This is a genomic window from Hansschlegelia quercus (assembly GCF_004310425.1).
GTDB classification, from domain to species: domain Bacteria; phylum Pseudomonadota; class Alphaproteobacteria; order Rhizobiales; family Methylopilaceae; genus Methylopila; species Methylopila quercus.
Genome location: NZ_SIUB01000002.1, coordinates 551,331 through 570,041, shown reverse-complemented (window position 1 = coordinate 570,041; position 18,711 = coordinate 551,331). Strand labels below are relative to the sequence as shown.

At 65.0% G+C, this 18,711-nt stretch carries 21 protein-coding genes; 10 read left to right on the top strand and 11 right to left on the bottom strand.

Annotated features, from left to right (window positions below):
• Positions 1 to 11 precede the first annotated feature (11 nt).
• The 4 genes from EYR15_RS06715 to EYR15_RS06700 are packed head-to-tail and all read right to left on the bottom strand — an operon-like array spanning position 12 to position 3,281.
• Positions 12 to 710: a (5-formylfuran-3-yl)methyl phosphate synthase gene (locus EYR15_RS06715; protein WP_131002301.1), complete on the bottom strand. Its 699-nt coding sequence runs from the start codon at positions 708 to 710 to the stop codon at positions 12 to 14.
• Positions 707 to 1,273, bottom strand: coding sequence for a DUF447 domain-containing protein (locus EYR15_RS06710; RefSeq protein WP_131002299.1), 567 nt, complete (start codon positions 1,271 to 1,273; stop codon positions 707 to 709). The genes EYR15_RS06715 and EYR15_RS06710 overlap by 4 nt, the downstream gene beginning before the upstream one ends.
• A complete protein-coding gene (locus tag EYR15_RS06705) occupies positions 1,270 to 2,694 on the bottom strand; it encodes a DUF6513 domain-containing protein (protein ID WP_131002298.1) in 1,425 nt (474 codons plus the stop codon). Before EYR15_RS06705 ends, EYR15_RS06710 begins: the two co-directional genes overlap by 4 nt.
• Positions 2,691 to 3,281: an amino acid kinase family protein gene (locus tag EYR15_RS06700; protein ID WP_131002296.1), complete on the bottom strand. Its 591-nt coding sequence runs from the start codon at positions 3,279 to 3,281 to the stop codon at positions 2,691 to 2,693. Before EYR15_RS06700 ends, EYR15_RS06705 begins: the two co-directional genes overlap by 4 nt.
• A gap of 253 nt (positions 3,282 to 3,534) precedes the next feature.
• Here EYR15_RS06700 and EYR15_RS06695 point away from each other — a divergent pair, with 253 nt between their 5' ends.
• The 3 genes from EYR15_RS06695 to EYR15_RS06685 all read left to right on the top strand — a co-directional run bounded on the left by EYR15_RS06695 (position 3,535) and on the right by EYR15_RS06685 (position 7,723).
• Positions 3,535 to 4,446, top strand: a complete 912-nt coding sequence (locus tag EYR15_RS06695; RefSeq protein ID WP_245498184.1) for a quinoprotein relay system zinc metallohydrolase 2 — start codon at positions 3,535 to 3,537, stop codon at positions 4,444 to 4,446.
• Positions 4,447 to 4,757: 311 nt separating this feature from the next.
• The gene (gene xoxF5 / locus EYR15_RS06690) at positions 4,758 to 6,566 is read left to right on the top strand and encodes a lanthanide-dependent methanol dehydrogenase XoxF5 (protein WP_131002292.1); all 1,809 of its coding nucleotides are present in this window, start codon (positions 4,758 to 4,760) and stop codon (positions 6,564 to 6,566) included.
• A 305-nt stretch (positions 6,567 to 6,871) separates the two neighbouring features.
• Positions 6,872 to 7,723, top strand: coding sequence for a substrate-binding domain-containing protein (locus tag EYR15_RS06685; protein ID WP_205741587.1), 852 nt, complete (start codon positions 6,872 to 6,874; stop codon positions 7,721 to 7,723).
• Positions 7,724 to 7,767: 44 nt separating this feature from the next.
• Here EYR15_RS06685 and EYR15_RS06680 read toward each other — a convergent pair whose 3' ends face one another.
• Entirely contained in the window at positions 7,768 to 8,490 is a 723-nt protein-coding gene (locus tag EYR15_RS06680; RefSeq protein ID WP_165455445.1) for a Bug family tripartite tricarboxylate transporter substrate binding protein, read from the bottom strand.
• Positions 8,491 to 8,493: 3 nt separating this feature from the next.
• Between EYR15_RS06680 and EYR15_RS16975 the strand changes: the two genes are divergently transcribed.
• Positions 8,494 to 8,664: a hypothetical protein gene (locus EYR15_RS16975; RefSeq protein ID WP_165455444.1), complete on the top strand. Its 171-nt coding sequence runs from the start codon at positions 8,494 to 8,496 to the stop codon at positions 8,662 to 8,664.
• Between the two features lie 77 nt (positions 8,665 to 8,741).
• Here EYR15_RS16975 and EYR15_RS06675 read toward each other — a convergent pair whose 3' ends face one another.
• The 5 genes from EYR15_RS06675 to EYR15_RS06650 form a co-directional block, all read right to left on the bottom strand.
• Positions 8,742 to 9,464, bottom strand: coding sequence for a hypothetical protein (locus EYR15_RS06675; protein ID WP_165455443.1), 723 nt, complete (start codon positions 9,462 to 9,464; stop codon positions 8,742 to 8,744).
• Between the two features lie 32 nt (positions 9,465 to 9,496).
• Complete coding sequence (locus EYR15_RS06665; RefSeq protein WP_131002284.1) at positions 9,497 to 10,351, bottom strand: ABC transporter permease; 855 nt, start codon at positions 10,349 to 10,351, stop codon at positions 9,497 to 9,499.
• Positions 10,348 to 11,136 carry an ATP-binding cassette domain-containing protein gene (locus EYR15_RS06660; protein WP_131002282.1) on the bottom strand — a complete coding sequence of 263 codons (789 nt, stop codon included), beginning with the start codon at positions 11,134 to 11,136 and terminating at the stop codon, positions 10,348 to 10,350. The genes EYR15_RS06665 and EYR15_RS06660 overlap by 4 nt, the downstream gene beginning before the upstream one ends.
• 76 nt (positions 11,137 to 11,212) lie before the next feature.
• Entirely contained in the window at positions 11,213 to 12,217 is a 1,005-nt protein-coding gene (locus tag EYR15_RS06655; protein WP_131002280.1) for a PQQ-dependent catabolism-associated beta-propeller protein, read from the bottom strand.
• Positions 12,218 to 12,269: 52 nt separating this feature from the next.
• The gene (locus tag EYR15_RS06650; RefSeq protein WP_131002278.1) at positions 12,270 to 13,379 is read right to left on the bottom strand and encodes an ABC transporter substrate-binding protein; all 1,110 of its coding nucleotides are present in this window, start codon (positions 13,377 to 13,379) and stop codon (positions 12,270 to 12,272) included.
• A gap of 575 nt (positions 13,380 to 13,954) precedes the next feature.
• Here EYR15_RS06650 and EYR15_RS06645 point away from each other — a divergent pair.
• Genes EYR15_RS06645 through EYR15_RS06635 form a run of 3 tightly spaced genes read left to right on the top strand, consistent with a single transcriptional unit; the run spans position 13,955 to position 16,435 of the window.
• On the top strand, positions 13,955 to 14,938 hold the full coding sequence (locus tag EYR15_RS06645) for an ABC transporter substrate-binding protein (RefSeq protein WP_131002276.1): 984 nt from the start codon (positions 13,955 to 13,957) through the stop codon (positions 14,936 to 14,938).
• A gap of 10 nt (positions 14,939 to 14,948) precedes the next feature.
• Positions 14,949 to 15,695 carry an ABC transporter permease gene (locus EYR15_RS06640; RefSeq protein ID WP_131002274.1) on the top strand — a complete coding sequence of 249 codons (747 nt, stop codon included), beginning with the start codon at positions 14,949 to 14,951 and terminating at the stop codon, positions 15,693 to 15,695.
• Positions 15,692 to 16,435, top strand: a complete 744-nt coding sequence (locus tag EYR15_RS06635; protein WP_245498193.1) for an ABC transporter ATP-binding protein — start codon at positions 15,692 to 15,694, stop codon at positions 16,433 to 16,435. The genes EYR15_RS06640 and EYR15_RS06635 overlap by 4 nt, the downstream gene beginning before the upstream one ends.
• Before the next feature lie 196 nt (positions 16,436 to 16,631).
• Here the strand turns inward: EYR15_RS06635 and fae are convergent, their stop codons facing one another.
• Positions 16,632 to 17,144 carry a formaldehyde-activating enzyme gene (gene fae / locus EYR15_RS06630; protein WP_131002271.1) on the bottom strand — a complete coding sequence of 171 codons (513 nt, stop codon included), beginning with the start codon at positions 17,142 to 17,144 and terminating at the stop codon, positions 16,632 to 16,634.
• A gap of 368 nt (positions 17,145 to 17,512) precedes the next feature.
• Between fae and EYR15_RS06625 the strand changes: the two genes are divergently transcribed.
• The 3 genes from EYR15_RS06625 (at position 17,513) to EYR15_RS06615 (ending at position 18,684) form a co-directional block, all read left to right on the top strand.
• Complete coding sequence (locus EYR15_RS06625; protein ID WP_131002269.1) at positions 17,513 to 17,719, top strand: hypothetical protein; 207 nt, start codon at positions 17,513 to 17,515, stop codon at positions 17,717 to 17,719.
• Positions 17,720 to 17,984: 265 nt separating this feature from the next.
• Positions 17,985 to 18,428, top strand: a complete 444-nt coding sequence (locus EYR15_RS06620; RefSeq protein ID WP_131002267.1) for a cupredoxin domain-containing protein — start codon at positions 17,985 to 17,987, stop codon at positions 18,426 to 18,428.
• 10 nt (positions 18,429 to 18,438) lie between these two features.
• Positions 18,439 to 18,684, top strand: a complete 246-nt coding sequence (locus EYR15_RS06615; protein WP_131002265.1) for a histidine kinase — start codon at positions 18,439 to 18,441, stop codon at positions 18,682 to 18,684.
• Positions 18,685 to 18,711: the final 27 nt, after the last annotated feature.

Below are 18,711 nucleotides of genomic sequence, written 5' to 3'. Positions count from 1 at the left end.
CTATAGAGGCCTCAAGCGGCGCGGCGGCTTTCCTTCACCGCGGCCGAGATGCGCTCGACTTGGCCGATATCGATCCGGCCCGCGCGCCCGCCTGAGCAAAGCGCGCCGCGAAACCCGAGATAGTCGGGCGCAAGCTGGGTCAGCGCCGGCACATCCTCCAGCGTGAGCGAGCCGGCGAGCCCCGTCAGTAGGCCGAGCGTCTTTGCGCGCGAGACGAAGCGGCCGATGGCGGCCTGATCCATGTGACGGCGAAGTCCCCCTGCCGCCTTGTCCGCAGTGTCGAGCATTGCGCCGTAAAAGCCCGCCTCTGCGACCGAATCAAGAAGCGCCGCATCCGGGCGGAGATCGCCGAAGAATACGGCAATCAGCTTGGCGCGGGAGGTAAGGGACGCCAACGCCGCGAAGCACGCTCGCGCGTCGCCGTCTGCGAACACCCCGAGCTTCACGATAGGAACGCCGGCGGCCGCGACCGATTCCGCCGCATTGCGCACCGCGTTGGCCTGCATGGGCTGGTCGCCGATCGTGGCGCTGAGCATCGGCTTCGGCGACGACCAGGTCCGCCAGAGTTCGACCGCCTCGCGCAGCGAATCCACGTCCCAGGCGCCGAGCGCTCCTCGACTTGGATCTTTTAGGTCGACGATGTCCGCGCCGCCGGCGCGAACCAGCGCCGTCTCCTCGAGGCTGGCGACGCTCGCCAGAAATCCGGTCACGACGCAGCCTTTTCACGATGAGCGCGGACGGCGTCGAGCAGCCATCCCCAGGCTTCGAGCTCCACCGGCCCCGCGGTGCGGTCGATCGCGATCTGGAGGTAGCCGAACTCCGCCTCGATGCGCTCCGGCGGCAGCATCGACAGCCTGCTGACCAGCACCGCGCCTTCGACGACGGCCGCGACAGCCCGATTGAGGCCGAGGAACGCGCGATGGTTGCTCTCCGATACCACCCGGCAGTGGAGGCGAGGGCGCCGGCTGTCGTCCTCGACGCGTTCGACCGTCACCTCATGATGGGCGAGCGCCGCCTTCAGCCGGACGGAGGGCACCTGGGAGACGGGGGTAGTCGGCCATTCCGTCCGCCGCTTCGTCACGCAGCCCGCGAACACACGGGCGTCGTCGGTGAAGTTCACGACTCCACAACCGGTCGCGAGAAAGTTGTCGAGCGTCGTCGAGGGTCGAAACGGCTGCAGCAGCCAGCCGTCGTCAGTGAGCGTCGCGCCCATCGGGGCGACGTGGGGCGCGCCGGACGACGAGATCGTGGTGACGATCGTTTCGCGGATCATAGAGGGTCGGCCTTCGTCTTTCGCTTGGTCGCGAGCGTCGAGCCCGCTTCCTTGAACTCCATCTTGTGAGCCGTTTCGAGGCTCTCGGCGGTCTCGCCCGCCACCCCGAATTTCAGGCCTTCGTCCTGCGCGTAGCGCTTGCCGAGCCTGAAGGCGATCTCGGCTCGGGCGGTCTCGACGCCGAGATAGAAGGCGTGGCCGGCGTCGCCCTCGACCGCGAGATGTGGAAAATGGTCGAACGGATCGACGGCGAGCCGGTGGCCGTCGCGGTTGAAGACATGGACGCCGGCTTCGCTCACCTCGATCCGATAGTTCGGATCGCGAATTTGGGCTGCAAGGGTCTCGACTTCGGCCGCTGTCGAGGCGACAGGCTTGCGATCGCGCAGGGCCATCAATCCGCCGCCGAACCCCTGCGGCAGGCTGTTCGCCTCGCGCGCCGCGAAATATTCGCGCCGGGCGCGGTCGAACTCGCGGACCGCCGTGCGGCAATGCGGGCTGACCTGGACCGCGAGCACGGCGGTGATGTGAAGCTCGGAGATCATGCCCATGAGCATCGCGTTGATGCCCGTGGTGTCGGCGTCGGTCAGCTCCGTCAGATTGCCGATTCCCATGAGGATCGGCGCTTGGGATCTGGCTTTACGCAATTCGGCATATCGCACGATCGAAGCGGTGAACCCAAAGTGGATCGGGTCGAGCACGGGATCGGCGAAATAGGGTCGCCCCTTCGCCTCCATCGCGTCGACGGCGCGGATCAGCGACTCGAGATCGCCCGGCGAAGCCGGCACCAGAATCGGCGCCGCTCCGCCTTCGTCGACGATCCCGAGCGTCGTCTCGCTCAGGCTGAGCAGATAGTCCGCTCCGCCGCGCGTCGCGCGCGAAAGCTCGGCGGGGTTGGCGGAGTCGACGCTGACCTTGAGGCCGGCCGCGTGAAGCGCCGAGATCGCCTCCTCGAGATGGCCGAATTCGGTATCCGGCATGCAGCCGAGGTCGATGACGTCGGCGCCCTCGGCTCGAAGGCTCTTCGCGCGCGTCACGATCTCGTCCACCGACAGGGTCGTGGCGTCGACGATCTCCGCGAAGATCAGGCAGTCGTGGCGCGAGAGGTCCGGCTCCAGCCCGCCTCGGCCGAAATAGGCGGGCAGGTCGGCAAGCTCTTCAGGGCCCCGCTCGAACGGTACGCCGAACCGTTCGCTCAGACGCGCGAGATCGCCGCGGAAGCGGCCGGGCATGACGGCGCGCGCCACGGCGTCGGGCAACGTCACCCGCCGCTCGACGATTTCGGCGGTCATCAGCGCTGCGACCTTGACCCCAACATTAACGACCACGGGATCGAGACTCTCGCCCCGCAGGTCCGCCGCCATGCGTTCGAGTCGGTCGGCGGCGAGCGAGCCCGTCAGCAGGGCGACCTTTTCCGCGCTCACGCCGCAGCCTTCGTGGACGATGAAAGAGCCGCGTCGAGCTTCGAGATATCGGCCTCACCGACGCAGACGATTTCGCCACGATAGTGGGCCGCGAGCGACGGGAAGGTCCGGTCGACCAGCCCCGCCGCAGCCCAGAGCGTGGGGTCGCCACCCGAGACGCGAGCGGACTTGACGAGGACCAGGCCTGGCGCTCCCAACGCCGTCGCAAGCCAGAGCGCGAGACTGTCGGAGGTCACGTCCCACGACCTCGGAAGGTCGGCGTCCAGCGCCATGGCGGCGGGACACCAGATCGTCGGTCGCCCCGCCGCGTTCGCGAAGCCCTCTCGCGTCGCGCAGAGGGCGAAGGCCGGCGCCCGGTCAGCCAGAAGGAAAGCGGTCTGCTCCATCGCAAGAATCGCCATGGCGTGCGCCGCCGCTTCGCCGAAGCCCCGCTCGGCCTGCGCGATCCGCACGGCGTCCGCAAACGGGCCGCCGCCGGGGACCACGATCGCCCCATGCGCGGCCGCTGTGCCGAGCAGTGCGTCGAGCGCGGGCGAGGCGAGCAAGCTTCCGCCCAATTTCACGACGTAAGGTTTGGTCAAGGGCATTCGGCTTGGAGGCGCTCTCGGGATAGGGACTTGGCGGCGAACGCTATCAGCGCAGCTTAGGCATTCCAATGCGGACCCAGATGGGCGGGCGCCCCGAAAGACGCTCTTACCGCCTGACGTCCCATTTCTAATTTGGAGGACGTGCGGCCGCCAATAAGCCGCAACGCCGCGCGCGCCTGACCGATCCCGGCCGCACCGGGACATGACGCCGGAGGATCCATTGCGCATCGTTCGTTCCGTTCGGACCGGGCTCGTGGCCGTCATCGCAGCTTTGATCGGCGGAGTGAGCTCGGCTGGCGCCGCCGAGCCTCTGCCGGTTTCGGAGGTCGCTCCAGGTGTGTTCGTCTACCAGGCGCCCTACCAACTGCTCGCGCCCGGCAATCAGGGGGCAATATCGAACGTCGGCTTCATTGTCGGCGAGACAGCCGTCGCGGTGATCGACGCCGGCAACAGCCGGCAGTCCGGAGAGCGATTGCTGGCGGCGGTGCGCGCGAAGACCCGGCTGCCGATCCGCTATGTCGTGAACACCCACATGCACCCCGACCACACGCTCGGCGATATCGCCTTCAAGGCGCAAGGGACCCAGTTCGTGGCTCATGCCCGATTCCGCGAGGCGCTGCAGGCCCGCGCGCCGTCCTACATCGAGGCCGCAAAACGCCAGATGGGCGACGCCTTCGATGAATCGATCGGAGACATCGTCCTTCCCGACATCGACGTGAAAGACCGGACGACGCTGGACCTCGGCGGTCGCTCCATCGAACTGGAGGCCGAGCCAAAGGCTCACACGGACAACGATCTCACCATCTTCGACAAGAACACGGGGACCTGGTTCACCGGCGACCTTCTGTTCATGGGGCACGTGCCCGCCATTGACGGCTCGATCGAAGGCTGGCTCGCCGTGATGAAGCGGATGGCGTCCCGTGGCGTCGCGCGCGTCGTGCCCGGTCATGGCCCGGCCTCCGCCTCCTGGCCCGACGCGCTCGCGCCGCAGCAGCGCTATCTCGACAGGCTTCGGACCGACGTGAAGGCGCTGATCGATCAGGGCGCCGACATGCGCGAGGCCTCCGAGAAGGCCGGAATTTCAGAGCGCGACGGCTGGGCTTTGTTCGACGATTTCAACGGCCGCAATGCGATTGAGGCATACAAGGAGCTGGAGTGGCAGTAGTGCGGCGCAATATAATAAGTGTGCGTTCGCAGCATTTTCATAATAACTCCCTTATGTCTTAAAGTCGTTGTTGCGTAGTGAATTTACGCGGTCTACGGTCCGCCCAGTCTTCGGCTCCAACGCTCGAATCCCTAAGGATTAGGGCGGTTCGGAGGGTCGTCGGCGGGGAAAGCGGCGCAAGCCGGTTCTGGGGCCCCGTCCGGCGGTTCGTGACACGTGGCGGAAGACGCAAGTCCAATAATAAGTACGTTGCCCTGGGGGTATTGGCGTCGGGGCTGACTAAGGACTGCGTTCCAGAGGGAGAAATAAGAATGCGCAACGTCGCAATCGCGGCTGGCCTGTTGGCCTCCGCCGCCCTGAGCCTCCCGGCTCTGGCGAATGACGATCTCGCGAAGCTGATCAAGGACCCGAAGCAGTGGGTCATTCAGACGGGCGACTACGCCAACACCCGTTATTCGAAGCTCGACGAGATCACCAAAGAGAACGTCAAGAAGCTTCAGGTCTCCTGGACCTTCTCGACCGGCGTTCTGCGCGGCCACGAGGGCGCTCCTCTCGTCGTCGGCGATCTGATGTACGTGCACACGCCGTTTCCGAACAACGTGTACGCGCTCGACCTGAACGACGGCGGCAAGATCGTTTGGCGCTATGAGCCGAAGCAGGATCCGTCCGTGATCCCGGTGATGTGCTGCGACACCGTCAACCGTGGTCTCGCTTACGCCGACGGCATCATCTTCCTGCATCAGGCGGATACGACGCTCGTCGCGCTCGACGCCAAGTCGGGTCAGAAGAAGTGGTCGGTCGTGAACGGCGACCCGAAGAAGGGCGAGACCAACACCGCGACCGTTCTGCCGGTCAAGGACAAGGTCATCGTCGGTATCTCGGGCGGCGAGTTCGGCATCCGCGGTTCGGTGACGGCCTACAACATCGCCGACGGCAAGCTCGCTTGGCGCGGTTACTCGATGGGCCCGGACAGCGACACGCTGATCGATCCCAACAAGACCATGGAGCTCGGCAAGCCTGTGGGCGAGAACTCGTCGCTCAAGACCTGGGAAGGCGACCAGTGGAAGCAGGGCGGCGGCTCGACCTGGGGCTGGTACTCCTACGACCCCAAGTTGAACCTGATGTATTACGGCTCGGGCAACCCCTCGACCTGGAACCCCAAGCAGCGTCCCGGCGACAACAAGTGGTCGATGACCATTTGGGCTCGTGACGTCGACACCGGCGCCGCCAAGTGGGTCTATCAGATGACCCCCCACGACGAGTGGGACTATGACGGCATCAACGAGATGATCCTCACGGATCAGAAGGTTGACGGCAAAGACCAGCCGCTCCTGACGCACTTCGATCGCAACGGCTTCGGCTACACGCTGAACCGCGAGACGGGCGCTCTGCTCGTCGCCGAGAAGTACGATCCGGTGGTGAACTGGGCCACCAAGGTCGACATGGACAAGTCGTCCAAGACCTATGGTCGTCCGCTGGTCGTCGCCAAGTACTCGACCGAGCAGAACGGCGAAGACGTGAACTCGCAGGGCATCTGCCCGGCGGCTCTCGGCACCAAGGATCAGCAGCCCGCGGCTTACTCCCCGGACACCGAGCTGTTCTACGTGCCGACCAACCACGTCTGCATGGACTACGAGCCGTTCCGCGTCTCGTATACCGCCGGTCAGCCCTATGTCGGCGCGACCCTCTCGATGTACCCCGCGCCGAACAGCCACGGCGGCATGGGCAACTTCATCGCCTGGGACGGCAAGAAGGGTAAGATCGTCTGGTCCAACAAGGAGCAGTTCTCCGTGTGGTCCGGCGCGCTCGCCACGGCCGGCGGCGTCGTGTTCTACGGCACGCTCGAAGGCTATCTGAAGGCTGTCGACGCCAAGACGGGCAAGGAGCTCTACAAGTTCAAGACCCCGTCGGGCATCATCGGCAACGTCATGACCTATGAGCACAAGGGCAAGCAGTACGTCGCGGTGCTCTCGGGCGTCGGCGGTTGGGCCGGCATCGGCCTCGCAGCCGGTCTGACCAACTCGACGGACGGCCTCGGCGCGGTCGGCGGCTACGCTGCTCTCTCGCAGTACACGGCGCTTGGCGGTCAGCTGACTGTCTTCTCGCTGCCGCAGTCGTAATCCGACGCATGACTAGACCTTCGGGTCTGGTCACCTGAACTGAAGCGGCCCGGCTATCGGTTTTCCGATGGCCGGGCCGTCTGCTTTACGGGGCTACGCAAAGTTCGACCGCGCCCCAAAGCAAAGACGCTCCTGCAGGGGAGACGCTGTGAGGATCTGTCGAGAGCGCTATAACGGGCTCGTAGGCGCTAAGACCTACAAAGCTCCGAGCCCGCCAAACGACACACCGCCGTCGGCGACGTCCGACCGGCCGCAATCGAATAAGCGCTGATAGAGCGGGGAGGGGATCGAAAGGGATGAACCTGATGACCAACCATCTTGGACGCCACGCCGGCAAGCTTTGCCTCGGCGTCGCGGTCGCTGTCGGCTTGGCGGCGATGGCGGGCTCCGCCGAAGCGCAGACCTCCGACCTTGTGAACCGGGCGACGCTGCGCGTCTGCGCGGATCCGGCCGACATGCCGCTGTCTAACGAGAAGGGCGAAGGCTTCGAAAACAAGATTGCCGAACTGCTCGCCAAGGATCTCGACGTGCCGCTCGTCTATACTTGGTTTCCGCAGGCGACTGGCTTCTACCGCCGCACGCTCGGCGAGAGGAAGTGCGACGTGGTGTTCGGCGTGCCCTCGGGCGCCGACCCTTACCTGAACACCAACGCCTATTTCCGGTCGACGGCCATCCTGATCGTCAAGAAGGGCGGACCCCTCGACGGAATCGACGAACTCGGCGATCCGAAGCTCAAGGACAAGCGCGTCGGCGTCATCGCAGGCACGCCGGCCGCGAGCTACATGGTCCGCTACGGCCTGATGCCAAAAGCGAAGCCATACTCGTTGACCGTCGATCGTCGTTATGAATCGCCCGCGGAGGAGATGATCAAGGATATCAAGTCGGGCGACATCGATGCGGGAATCCTCTGGGGCCCGATCGGCGGTTACTTCGCGCAGCAGGCGGGCGACCTGACGACCGTCCCGCTCGTGAAGGAGAAGAACGGGCCGCCGATGTCCTACCGCCTGACCTTCGGCATCCGTCCGGGCGAGGACAACTGGAAGCACCGGCTGAACGAGTTCATCGTGAAGCACCAGGGCGAAATCAACGCGATCCTCGCATCCTACAACGTCCCTCTGCTCGACGAGCAGGACAAGCCGCTTCCTGTCAGTCAGTAACAAGCGCTCGGAGCTTGCGCGGCGCAGCAGCGCCGCGCGGCCCCTCAGCCGATTTGGGCGGTCTCGAAGAGCGCCTTGAGACGGGCGCGCTCTGCCGCTACGAGGCGGGCGAAATCCGCCTCCGGCGCATAGATGTCGAGCCAGTTCCGTGCTGCCGACAGTTGTCGCCAGCCGCTCAACTGCGACAGTGTCCGCATGGCCTCTTCGAAGCGCTCGAAGAACGCCTGCTCGATTCGCCGTCGGGCGAACACGCCTCGCCAATTCACGAATGTGAGCGGAACGCCCTGCTCATGGAAAGTGGGAATATCGAAATTAGCGGCGCGCTGCGCCGACGAGATCGCAAGCGGCCGCACAACGCCGCCGCGAATTTGCGCAGAGAGGTCGCCTAGGTCCGCAGTCGCCACGTCAGCCTCGCCGCGCATCAGCTTGATCGAGGCCTCAGTCCTTTCGTCGCCGGCTATGTAATTGACGCGCGTCGGGTCGGCGCCCATGGCGATCGCCGCCTGCAGCACAAGTTGATGGTCGGCGCCGCCGGCAGATCGCCCCGCCCATCGAAGCCTGCCAGGATCCTCGCGCATCGTCCGCTTGAGATCTTCGAAGGTGCGGATCGGTGATTTGTCGAGCACCACGATCGGCTGCGCCTCGCCCACAAGAAGCGCGAGCGGACGGCAGCCATCCAGACCGCGATCGGCCTTGCGAAGCACCAGCGGACCGAGGCTGCCGAGGCCGAGCACCAGCAAGCCTGGACGGGGCCGGGCCCCGGACACGAATTGGACGAGGCCCTTCTCGCCGCCATCGCCCGGAACTCCAACAGCGCCGGAGTTCGGCAGCAAACGCGTCGTGTTCAGGCCCTCGGCGATCGCGCGCGCAAGCTGGTCGTCGCCGTCTCCGGCCTCGGTGACCGTGAAAATCTCGAGGCTCGCGATCTGCGCCGCGGCTAGAGCAGGATACAGCGCCGCGCCCGCGACCGCGGCAAGCGCGGCGCGCCGGTCGACCAGCGGTAGAGGGCGTCGGGTCGTCAGTTCATCCGCCCCTGAATCTCGCGGGCAAGGTCGAACGCGCGCTGCTCCAGAATGACGGGCGTTTCGCAGACATAGGTAAGCGATTGCGATCGCTCGTCATAGATGCGGGTGTCCCAATCGAGTGTCTGCTGTTCTTTTTGCCCGTCCTCAGACATCTGGGCCGCCATGTCGCGCTGCGTTTGGGAGATGCGGATGCTCTCCGTCTTGATCCGGTCGGCGAGCGTCCGCTGCTTGCGCGCGAAGCGCTCGATGCCGGTGACGACGCGCGAGCGCTGATCGTTGATCTCGTCGAAGACGCCAGCGAACAGGAGCGTGAGCTTCTGGTTCGCGTCGAGGCCCGCTTTCGCCGCATAATCGCCAATCGCGGCCTTGGCCTGCTCGATCGGCGTGCGGCGCGCGATCAAAAGGGCGACGAGATCTTCGCGCGCCTCATCGCCGCGCCAGGATTTGATCGCATCGTCGAGCGCGGGGCCGGCCCACATCTGGCCATAGCCAAGCGTCGCCACCTTCGGTTGGACGCACGGCCAATCCGGATCTTTCGGCGCGCTCTTCGGTCCGGGCTGGGCCGCGCGCGGCGTGTCGCGGGAGGGCAGGGGAGTCTTCGGTCCGGCCTGCGCCGTCTCCGCGCCGGCTGGAGCCGGGTTCGGCGCTTGCGCAAAGGCTGGCGCGGCGACGGCGACAAGCATGGCGAGGGCTGCGGGCCCGGCGAAGCGGATCATCCGAATTCTCCTTCTTGTCGTCCGACGGCCGTTCAACGCGCCGCGTCCGGCCCGCCGCGTCTGCCCGTCAACCCGACCGACGGGTCATAGGCGAAAACGGCGGCGCCGAGGAAGACCGCGGAGCAGCACAGCACGACCGTGAGCGAGGTCCACTCGACCTGGCCGTAAAGCGCGAACCGGATGAGCTCAACGGCGTGGGTGAACGGGTTGAACCGGCAGATCGCGTAAAGCGGCTCGCTCGCCTGCTGCACCCGCCAGAGCGGATAAAGCGCGGAGGAAGCGAAGAACATCGGGAAGATCACGAAGTTCATCACGCTCGCGAAGTTCTCGAGCTGCTTGAACACCGACGACATCGCGAGGCCCATGGCGCCGAGCATGAAGCCCGTGAGGACCAGCGCCGGCAGAACGGTAAGATAGCCGATCGGGTTGTCTGGCTGGACGTCCCAGAAATAGGCGACCAGCAGGAAGGCGTAGACCTGCAGCAGCGATACCGCGATGCCGGCCACGAGCTTCGAGACCAGCAGGAACCAGCGCGGGTATGGGCTGACCAGCAGGATGCGCATCGCGCCGACCTCGCGGTCGTAGACCATCGACAACGAGGACTGCAGCCCGTTGAACAGCTGGATCATCGCGATCAGGCCAGGCGCGATATAGACCTCATAGAGGATGTAGGTCTCGTAAGGCGGGATGATCGAGACGCCGAGCGTCGCGCGGAAACCGGCCGCGAATATGAACAGCCAGACCAGAGGCCTCACGAGCGCGGAAAGGAAACGACCGCGCTGGTGAAGAAAGCGCAAGCCCTCGCGCCAAACCACGCCTAGCAGGCAGATCAGATAGCCGCGCGCACTGACGCCGCCTGGCGCGGCTGAGCCGGTGGTCACGCTCATGCGCTCACCCTCGAAAGGGCCTCGTCGTCCTCGCCGATGATCCGGAGGAAGGCCGCGCCGACGTCTTCGGACTTCCCGCGCGCCCTGATTTCGCCCACTGATCCGCTCGCCATCACGCGGCCCTTGTGTAGCGCGACGACCCGGTCGGCGACCTCGATCTCATCGACGAGGTGAGTTGCCCAAAGCACGCCGATGCCGTCTTCGGCGATCAGCCTGCGAACCTCCTCGAGGAGCTGTCGGCGCGAGCCGATGTCCAGGCCGGTGGTGGGCTCGTCGAGCAGCAGCAGGCTCGGCCCGTGCAGCAGGGCGCGGGCAATTTCCACGCGGCGCATTTGGCCGCCGGAAAGCGCGCGCACCCGATCCTTGGCGCGCGACTCGAGCCCGACCCGCGAGAGCGCCGTCGCGGCGGCGCGTTTCGCCGCCGAGCGTCCGATGCCGTGGAGCGCCGCGTGGTAGAGCAGGTTCTGCATCACGCTGAGTTCGAGATCGAGCGTGCGCGACTGGAACACCACTCCCATGCGCGACAGGGCTTCTGCGGGCTGTCGCCGCACGTCATGGCCGAGCACGCGGATGGATCCGGAGCGATTGTCGTAAAGCCGCGTGATCAACGAGAACAGCGTGGTCTTGCCCGCGCCGTTCTGCCCGACGAGCGCCGTAAAGGCGCTGCTCGGCGCCTCCAGCGAAACGTCGTCGAGCGCCTTCTTCGGTCCGAAGGCGTGAGTGACGCCCTTCACCACGAGTGAGGCTTCCGGCAGTCCAGCAGATGTCGGCGTGTCGGCGTTCATTGTCGCCTCATCGCGGCGTCACGCGCCGTTCTTCGAGCAGCCCATGTAAGGCGATGCAGCGTTCCCGTCGAGCGGCTTAGGGAACCGCCACGACGCCCCAGGGCGAACGGCCTGTGGTCACTGACTTCGTCACCTTTTCGGAAGCGACGTCGATGACCGAGATGTCGTTGGAGTTGCCGTTGCTGGAGTAAAGCGTCTTCTCGTCGGGCGAGAAGGCGAGCTGCCAGACCCGCTGGCCGACAAGCAGATATTTCTTCACCTCGTAGGTCTTCGTGTCGACGACGGCCACGCGGTTCGCCGGTCCGAGGGCGACGAACGCGGTGGAGCCGTCCTTGGTGATGCGGATGCCGACCGGCTGGATCGCGTCTTCGGTCACGCCGGGGATCTGGAACGTGAGGCGCTTCACGACCTGATGACCGGCGATGTCGATCACGGAGACCGTGCCTCCGACCTCGGCGGAGACCCAGACGGTCTTTCCGTCGGGCGTGAACTCGGCGTAGCGCGGCCGGCTGTCGACGAGGACGTTTTCCACGATCTGTTTGGTCGAGGTGTCGATGAAATGCGCCATGCTGGTGGTTTCGGACGTGTTCACCAGCACCTTGCCGTCGGGGCTGATGCCCATGCCCTCCGGCTCGACGCCGACAGGGATCTCACCCTGAACCTTGCCGGTGTCGGTGTCGACGATCGTGACGAGCGCGTCGTCCTCGTTCGCGATGTAGAGGGGGTTTCCTGAAGGATGCAGCACGAAGAGCTCCGGATCGGGACCGGAGGGCAGCGTCCGCAGCATCTTGTACGTCGAGGAATCGTAGACCTCGACGCGGTTGTCATCGCTCGCGCAGACGTAGATCAACTTGCCGTCCGGGCTTGCGGTGAGGCCGCGCGGACGCCGGCCTGTCTTGACCGTCTCCAGCGTCTTCAGCGAGTCGCTGTCGATCACGGTCATGGTGTGGTCGCGCTCATTGGTCACGAAGACCTTGCCGGCGAACGCAGCGCCGGGCGCGAACGCGGCGGTCAGACCGGCGGCGACAGCGCCGGCGCGGACAAGCGGGAGGAGGACGCGGCGTCGAATCGAAGGATTCATCGATCTCTCCTGGAGGATCTGTCGCCCATACGCCGGAGCAAGCTCGGCGGGATCACTGGCCGGGGAACCGGCACTGGCTCTCGGGCTTGTCGAAACCGATCGTGTCGAGCGGGTTCGTCTGGTGAAGAAAGCCTTCCTGGGGCGAGGCCGCAACCAGCGCCTCGGCCGTCGTAAGCACGATCGGCTGGCGAAGCTGGTTATCCCAAGGTCGGTAGGAGAACGAGCCGCCCTTGAAACCGGCAAGTTCGAATCGCGGTCCGAAGATGTAGTCGCGAAGCGCCTTGGGATCGTTGCTGCGGGTCCGCGCGGCCGTTTCGCCGATCGTGCGCATCGCGAGCCACATCTGAAAATCGAGCGGGCGCATCCCGCGCTTCGACTGGCGGAAGAAGCGGTTCTGGATCTGCTCGGCGCCCCAGCCGGTGACTGTCACGCTCCAGGTCGTCGCGATGAGGCCTGCGGTTCCGGCCGTCGGACGCGCATCCCAACTGCGATAGCCTATCAACGGGCCGAACTCGCCCAGCTCGTCCGCTATGACGATGACGTCATAAGCCGAGCTCTGGGTGAAGACAGGGATGACGTTGTTGCCGGTCTCGCGGGCGTCGGGGCCGAAGTCCCAGGTCTTCTCCTCGACAATCTTCGCGCCGAACTTCTTAGCCGAGCGCTTCACGGCATCAGCGTAAAGCTTGTCATCCGGATGGCGGCCTGTCAGCAGAAGCCATTTCCCCCAGCGCTTGGTGACGAGATATTGGGCGAGCGCGTCTGTCAGCATCGCCCGGCTGGGCGCCGTGTGGAGGATGTCTGAACGGCAATCTGCTTGGCGAAGTCGGTCATCCGTTGCGGAGGCGTTGAAGAGGATGACGCCCTTGTCCTTTACCGCATCCGCCATCTTGAGCAAGGCGTCGGCCGGAACGGCGGCGACGATGTATTTCGCGCCTGCCTCGAGCAGACGGTTAAACGCTGGCATCGGGTCTTCGTCGTTGGGAACGAGCTCCTCGCCGACGATCTTGTAGTCCTGTTTGACGAAGCGGCCAGTCGTATTGTTGTCGGTGATCCCCAGCGCAGCGCCGGCTACCCCGTCATCGTCGGGCGGCAACGTGACGATGTTGTTCCACCACGGCGGGTTGGCCGGGAACTGCCGGATGACGCCGAAAGGAAACTCCATTGCTGCGGCGGCGCTCTTAGGCGCGGGACCAGGAACAGAGGAAGGTGGCGTGGCGTCCTGCGCGCGGGGCGCAGCTGGCGTCGCGATGAGCGCGGCGGCAATGGCAAGAAAAGGAAGAACCTTCACGGCTGCGCGGCTTTCGCCGTAGCGAACGTGTCGATCATGGACGTCTCCCGAGAGCGGTTTACCCGCTCCTTTGTTTTAGCGTCGGCGATCATCGCGAAAAGACAGGGAGGCCGCCATCCGATCCCGGGTCTCCCACTTCGGCAATAAGTCGCAGGTAGGTTCCGCTATGCCTAGGGAAAGATGGCCAAAGCAAGCCATAAGAAGATAATAAGTTCTGGCGATTGCTTGAATTACCTAATTAGGGCTGCGAACTTGTGCCCGGAGACGGCAACAAGCGCGGCGGTCGGTTTACGAACGCCGCCAAGAACAATTGGATGGGGCGGCGTCAATGACCTCACTGCCTCTGCGCCCGCTGTCCTCGCGGCAGTGAAGGCCGCCTACGCGGCGCATGCAGTGTCGCTGACCTCTGATCTCGCTCCGACGGAATACCTGACTAGGGAAGACCTGTGATGACGATGCTCCACCGCCGCGACGTGCTCGGGCTCGCCGCCGCGGGGCTTGCGGCTACCGTTATGCCTGCCCGCGCGTCGTCCTCGCTACGGATCGCCACCCTGAAGTTCGGCACTGTCAACTGGCTGCTGGACACGGTGAAGGCGGAAGGGCTCGACGCGCGCGAGAACACGGCGTTCGAGCGGACCGAACTGGCGTCCACTCAGGCGCTGACGGTCGCGCTCCAGGCTGGCGACGCCGATCTGGCGGTCAGCGACTGGCCCTGGGCGATGCGCCGCCGGATCGATGGCGAGCCATTCCGCTTTGCGCCCTATTCAGGCGCTCTAGGCGCACTGATGGTCGGCAAGGATTCCGCGATCCGCTCGCTCGCCGACCTCAAGGGCAAGCGCGTCGGCGTGGCGGGCGGACCGCTCGACAAGAGCTGGCTGCTGTTCCGCGCCTATGCTCACAAGGAGGTCGATGGCGACATCGCGACCATGGTCGAGCCGGTGTTCGGAGCGCCCCCGCTGCTCTCCGAACAATTGCGCCTTGGTCGGATCGACGCCGCCCTGACGTTTTGGAACTTCGCGGCTCGGTTGGACGCGCAGGGATACAAGCGGCTGATCGACGTCTCAGAGATCATGGCTAGGCTCGGCCTGACGCCGCAGCCTTCTCTCGTGGGGTTCGTCTGGAGGGAGTCGGTCGAGCAGAAGTCCGGCGATGCGCTCGCCGGCTTCTTCCGCGCCGTCGCCGCCGCGAACGACGTGCTCAAGACGTCCGACGCCGCCTGGGAGCGCCTGAAGCCTTCGATGAAGCTTGGCGACCCCGCGGAGTTCGTCCGCCTCCGCGACTATTTCCGGGCCGGCATTCCGGGACCGTTCGGCGAAGCTCAACTTAACTCGTCGAAGAAGCTCTACGATCTGCTGACTGATCTCGGCGGCGCCGAATTCGTCGGCGCCAATCCTAGGTTCGATCCGGGGCTTTTCTGGCAGCCTAAGGTCTGAGGCGGCGACGTTGGCGTCCAGGCTTGGGTGGTCGGCAATTTCGCTCGCCGTTTTCGTTGCGGTCTGGTGGGTGATCGCGCTGGCGCATGGCGACTTCCGCCTGCTGCCGACGCCCCCGCTCGTTATAGACGCCCTGGTCGTCACCGCTAAGTCAGGCGCCCTGTTCTACAATCTCCTCGTGACGCTCGCGCGCGTCGCCGCGAGTTTCCTGCTGGCGATGACGCTCGGGTCCGCGCTCGGCATTCTGCTCGGCATGTCGCGGACGGCGGACCGGCTGATCGGCCCTTGGGTGGTGCTGTTCCTGAACCTGCCGGCGCTCGTCATCATCATCCTCTGCTACGTTTGGTTCGGCCTCATCGAATCCGCGGCGGTCGCGGCGGTGGCGATCAACAAGATCCCGAACGTCGCAGTGACGTTGCGTGAGGGCGCGGCGTCGCTCAGCCGCGATCTTGCGGAAATGGCCGCCGTCTACGGGTTCGGTCCATGGAAGACGTTGCGTCACGTGATCCTCCCGCAGCTCGCGCCGTTCTTTGCGGCCGCCGCCAGGTCGGGGCTCGCGCTCGTCTGGAAGATCGTCTTGGTGGTCGAGCTTCTGGGTCGGCCCAACGGCGTGGGGTTCGAACTTCAGACCGCCTTTCAGCTCTTCGACGTGGCGACCATTCTCGCCTATGCGTTCGCTTTCGGGTTTATCGTTCAGGCGATAGAGCTCGGCATTATCCAGCCTTGGGAGCAGGCGGCGAACAGGTGGCGTCGATGACCGGGCTCGTGGTCGAGATCGGGGAGAAGGCCTTCCCAGGGGCGAGCGGCGGCGCCAATCCGCCGCTTTACAAGGACTTCCGTCTCGAAATCGCCGACCGCGCCTTTGTCGCGCTGCTCGGCCCCTCGGGTCTCGGCAAGACCACGCTGCTCAACATGATCGCGGGCGTCGATAAGGCGTTTACGGGCAGGCTCGACTTCACGAACGGCAGAAGGCCACGTATCAGCTACGTCTTCCAAAGCCCCCGCCTGCTGCCATGGCGCACCGTTCTTCAGAACGTGGCGCTGCCGCTGCCCCAAGGGGCGGACAGTCTGAAGCGCGCCCGTGCGGCGATTGCCGATGTCGGGCTTGCCGGCTCAGAAGACGTCTATCCCGAGCGTCTGTCTCTCGGCATGCAGAGGCGCGTCGCGCTCGCCCGCGGTTTCGCGGTCGAGCCTGAGCTCCTGTTGATGGATGAGCCCTTCGTCTCGCTCGACGAGGCGAATACGGCAAAGCTCCACGATCTGCTGAACGATTTGATCGCGGCGCGGCCGACGACGACGCTGTTCGTGACCCACGACAGCCGCGAGGCCGTCCGCCTTGCGGATCGGATCGTCGTGCTGGAGGGGCCGCCGGCGCGGATCGCACGGGACATCACGGTTCCATTGACCCGCGAAGCGCGGCGCATCCCTGGCGAGATTGAGCGGGTGCGCGACCTAGTGGTCGGGCGGCTTCAATCGGTCGCCGCCGTCAACGGCTGAAGACCACAAAGCTCATAAACGAAAACGACCCGGAGCAGAGCTCCGGGCCGCGCCCGTGACTGACTGGTTGCGACCCGAAGCATTTCGCCTCGGGCCGTAACCGACCGTCTTACTTACCAGTGAGAAGAGCGGCCAACCGCTGGAGCAGGCCTGGAGGCTTTGCTGCAGGCGGGGTCTGTCCAGGGTGGTTTCCGCTCTAGGCGTTCGAGGCGAAGGGGTGCTTGGCGGTCGCGGACTGAGCCACGACGTCCTTGGCCTTCGGCTCGCCGGTGACGGCGCGCTTGAGGGCTTCCTTGGTCGCCTCGTAGTTGTACTGCTGGATCTTGGCGTCGTCGGCCGCTTCCCAGTGGATGAACACGCCGACCGAGATGAACAGGTCGTCGGCTTCGTCCTCAGGGATCACGCCTTCCGCGATCGAGTCCACAACCGCCTTCGCGACGCCGTACTGCGCCGGGCCAAACATCTGGACGGCCTGACGGGCGTCCTTGATGGTGACCTTGTTGAAGAGGATCGTGTTCGGCTTCGCGAGCAGGTTCGGCGCCACGACAGCGAGGAGCGACGTGAAGCCGTCCTTGTTGTTGGTGAGCGCGTTGACGAACGCGGACTCGGCGGACGAACCGCGCGGTCCGATGATCAGGTCGATGTGAGCGACCTCATTGCCGTCGCCAACCAGCGACTCACCGATGAGCGTCTTGGTAATCTTAGCCATAAGCATCCTCCCAGCTTCAGCAGGTGTAACCCGGCGTCGCCTCAACAGCGCCGCCGGCCGATGCCCCAGACTATCGTTGCGACTGCGTTCCGGAGAGGAACCGGTTGGCCGGATAGCATCGAGTGGACATGCGGCGCGCACACTAGTCGGGACGACCCGCAAACGGCAAGGGGCGCATTCGGGATTTCCTGGGCTGAAGCGCCGCAGGCCCTTGGGCTTTAGATCACGCGCGCGCGTGGCGGTGCGTCGCAGCACCGTCATATTGCGACGCAGCATAATAAGGGTAACATGATTACGCCGCTCCGATTCGACTGCGGTGCGGCCGCGCGACGACGCGTGCCGCACCTGTCGCTATCGGGAGCGTAGCCATGAACCTCGTTCTGCTCGTTTGTCTCTCCGGCTCGCCTGACGTCTGCCACGAAGAGCGCATGCTGATCGGCGCGTCGCTGGGCGACGCCCGAATGTGCCTCGCCTCCGCAGTGCCCGCAATCGCGGAGTGGAGCGAAGAGCATCCCGGATACATGATCTCGAGATGGAAGTGCGGCGACGCGCGCGAGGCGCGTCTCGCTCACTGAGCTGGCGAATAGGTAGTCGACTTAAGTTATAAATTATAAGAGAAGAATAATACTTCGTAATATAGACGCTACCCGGCCGCTAAACTAATCTTCGTCAGGTCATACGGCGCTGATGAGGCTGCGTTTGGCGCCGTTGCGTACGGCATCGCGGCTCACGGGCGTATCTCGTTTGGCAAGAACGGTTGGCCGCTGGCGCTCTGCGGCGTAAGCCACCCGTTCAGACACAAAAAAGGACCGAAAGCGGTCCGTCCGGGAGACGCGTTCAATGCTGAAACGGTTATTCGCCAGGCTCGCCTTTGCGGCGGCGCTCGCGGTCGGCGTCGGCTTCACGCCGGCCTCAGCGATCGACCTCGCCAAGGGGCGCACGACATTGCCCGATCTCGTGCTCGGCGGGGAGAACGGCGACGATTACACCGTCAGCCAGAAGGATTTCGAGCTCGAGTCCGGCAAGGCGTATCAAATCGACATCATCTCGAATGGCGGCAAGGAGTATAAGTTCTTCTCGCCCGAGTTCTTCCGGAACATCTGGATCAACCAGATCGTGATCGATCACCTGGAGATCCACGGTCCCGGTGCGCCGCACCATCTCGAATGGGACGACAAAGGCGCGATCCGTCTTGAGTTCGTGGTCATCCGTCCCGGCTCCTTCAAATGGTGGATCGAGGGTCTCGAGAGCCGTGGGATGACCGGCACGATCGTCGCGAAGTGAGGGAACGGCCATGCGCATCTATCTCCTCGCATCGCTCGCCCTTCTCGCCACGCTCCCAGCTGCCCGCGCTGACGACGCAGCCGACTGCGACGCCGGCATCGCCATGATCCGCATGGAACAGGCCAAGGAGCACGGGAGAGCGACGACCGAATCCCTCAAGACGGCGCTTCGCGTCGCAGAGCGTGAGAAGGGCGAGAAGGAATATGACGAGTGCCTCGACGCCGTCGCCGACGCCAGGAAGGCCCTGAAGAAATGAGCGTCGTGCGCGGATCGGCCTCGCGCC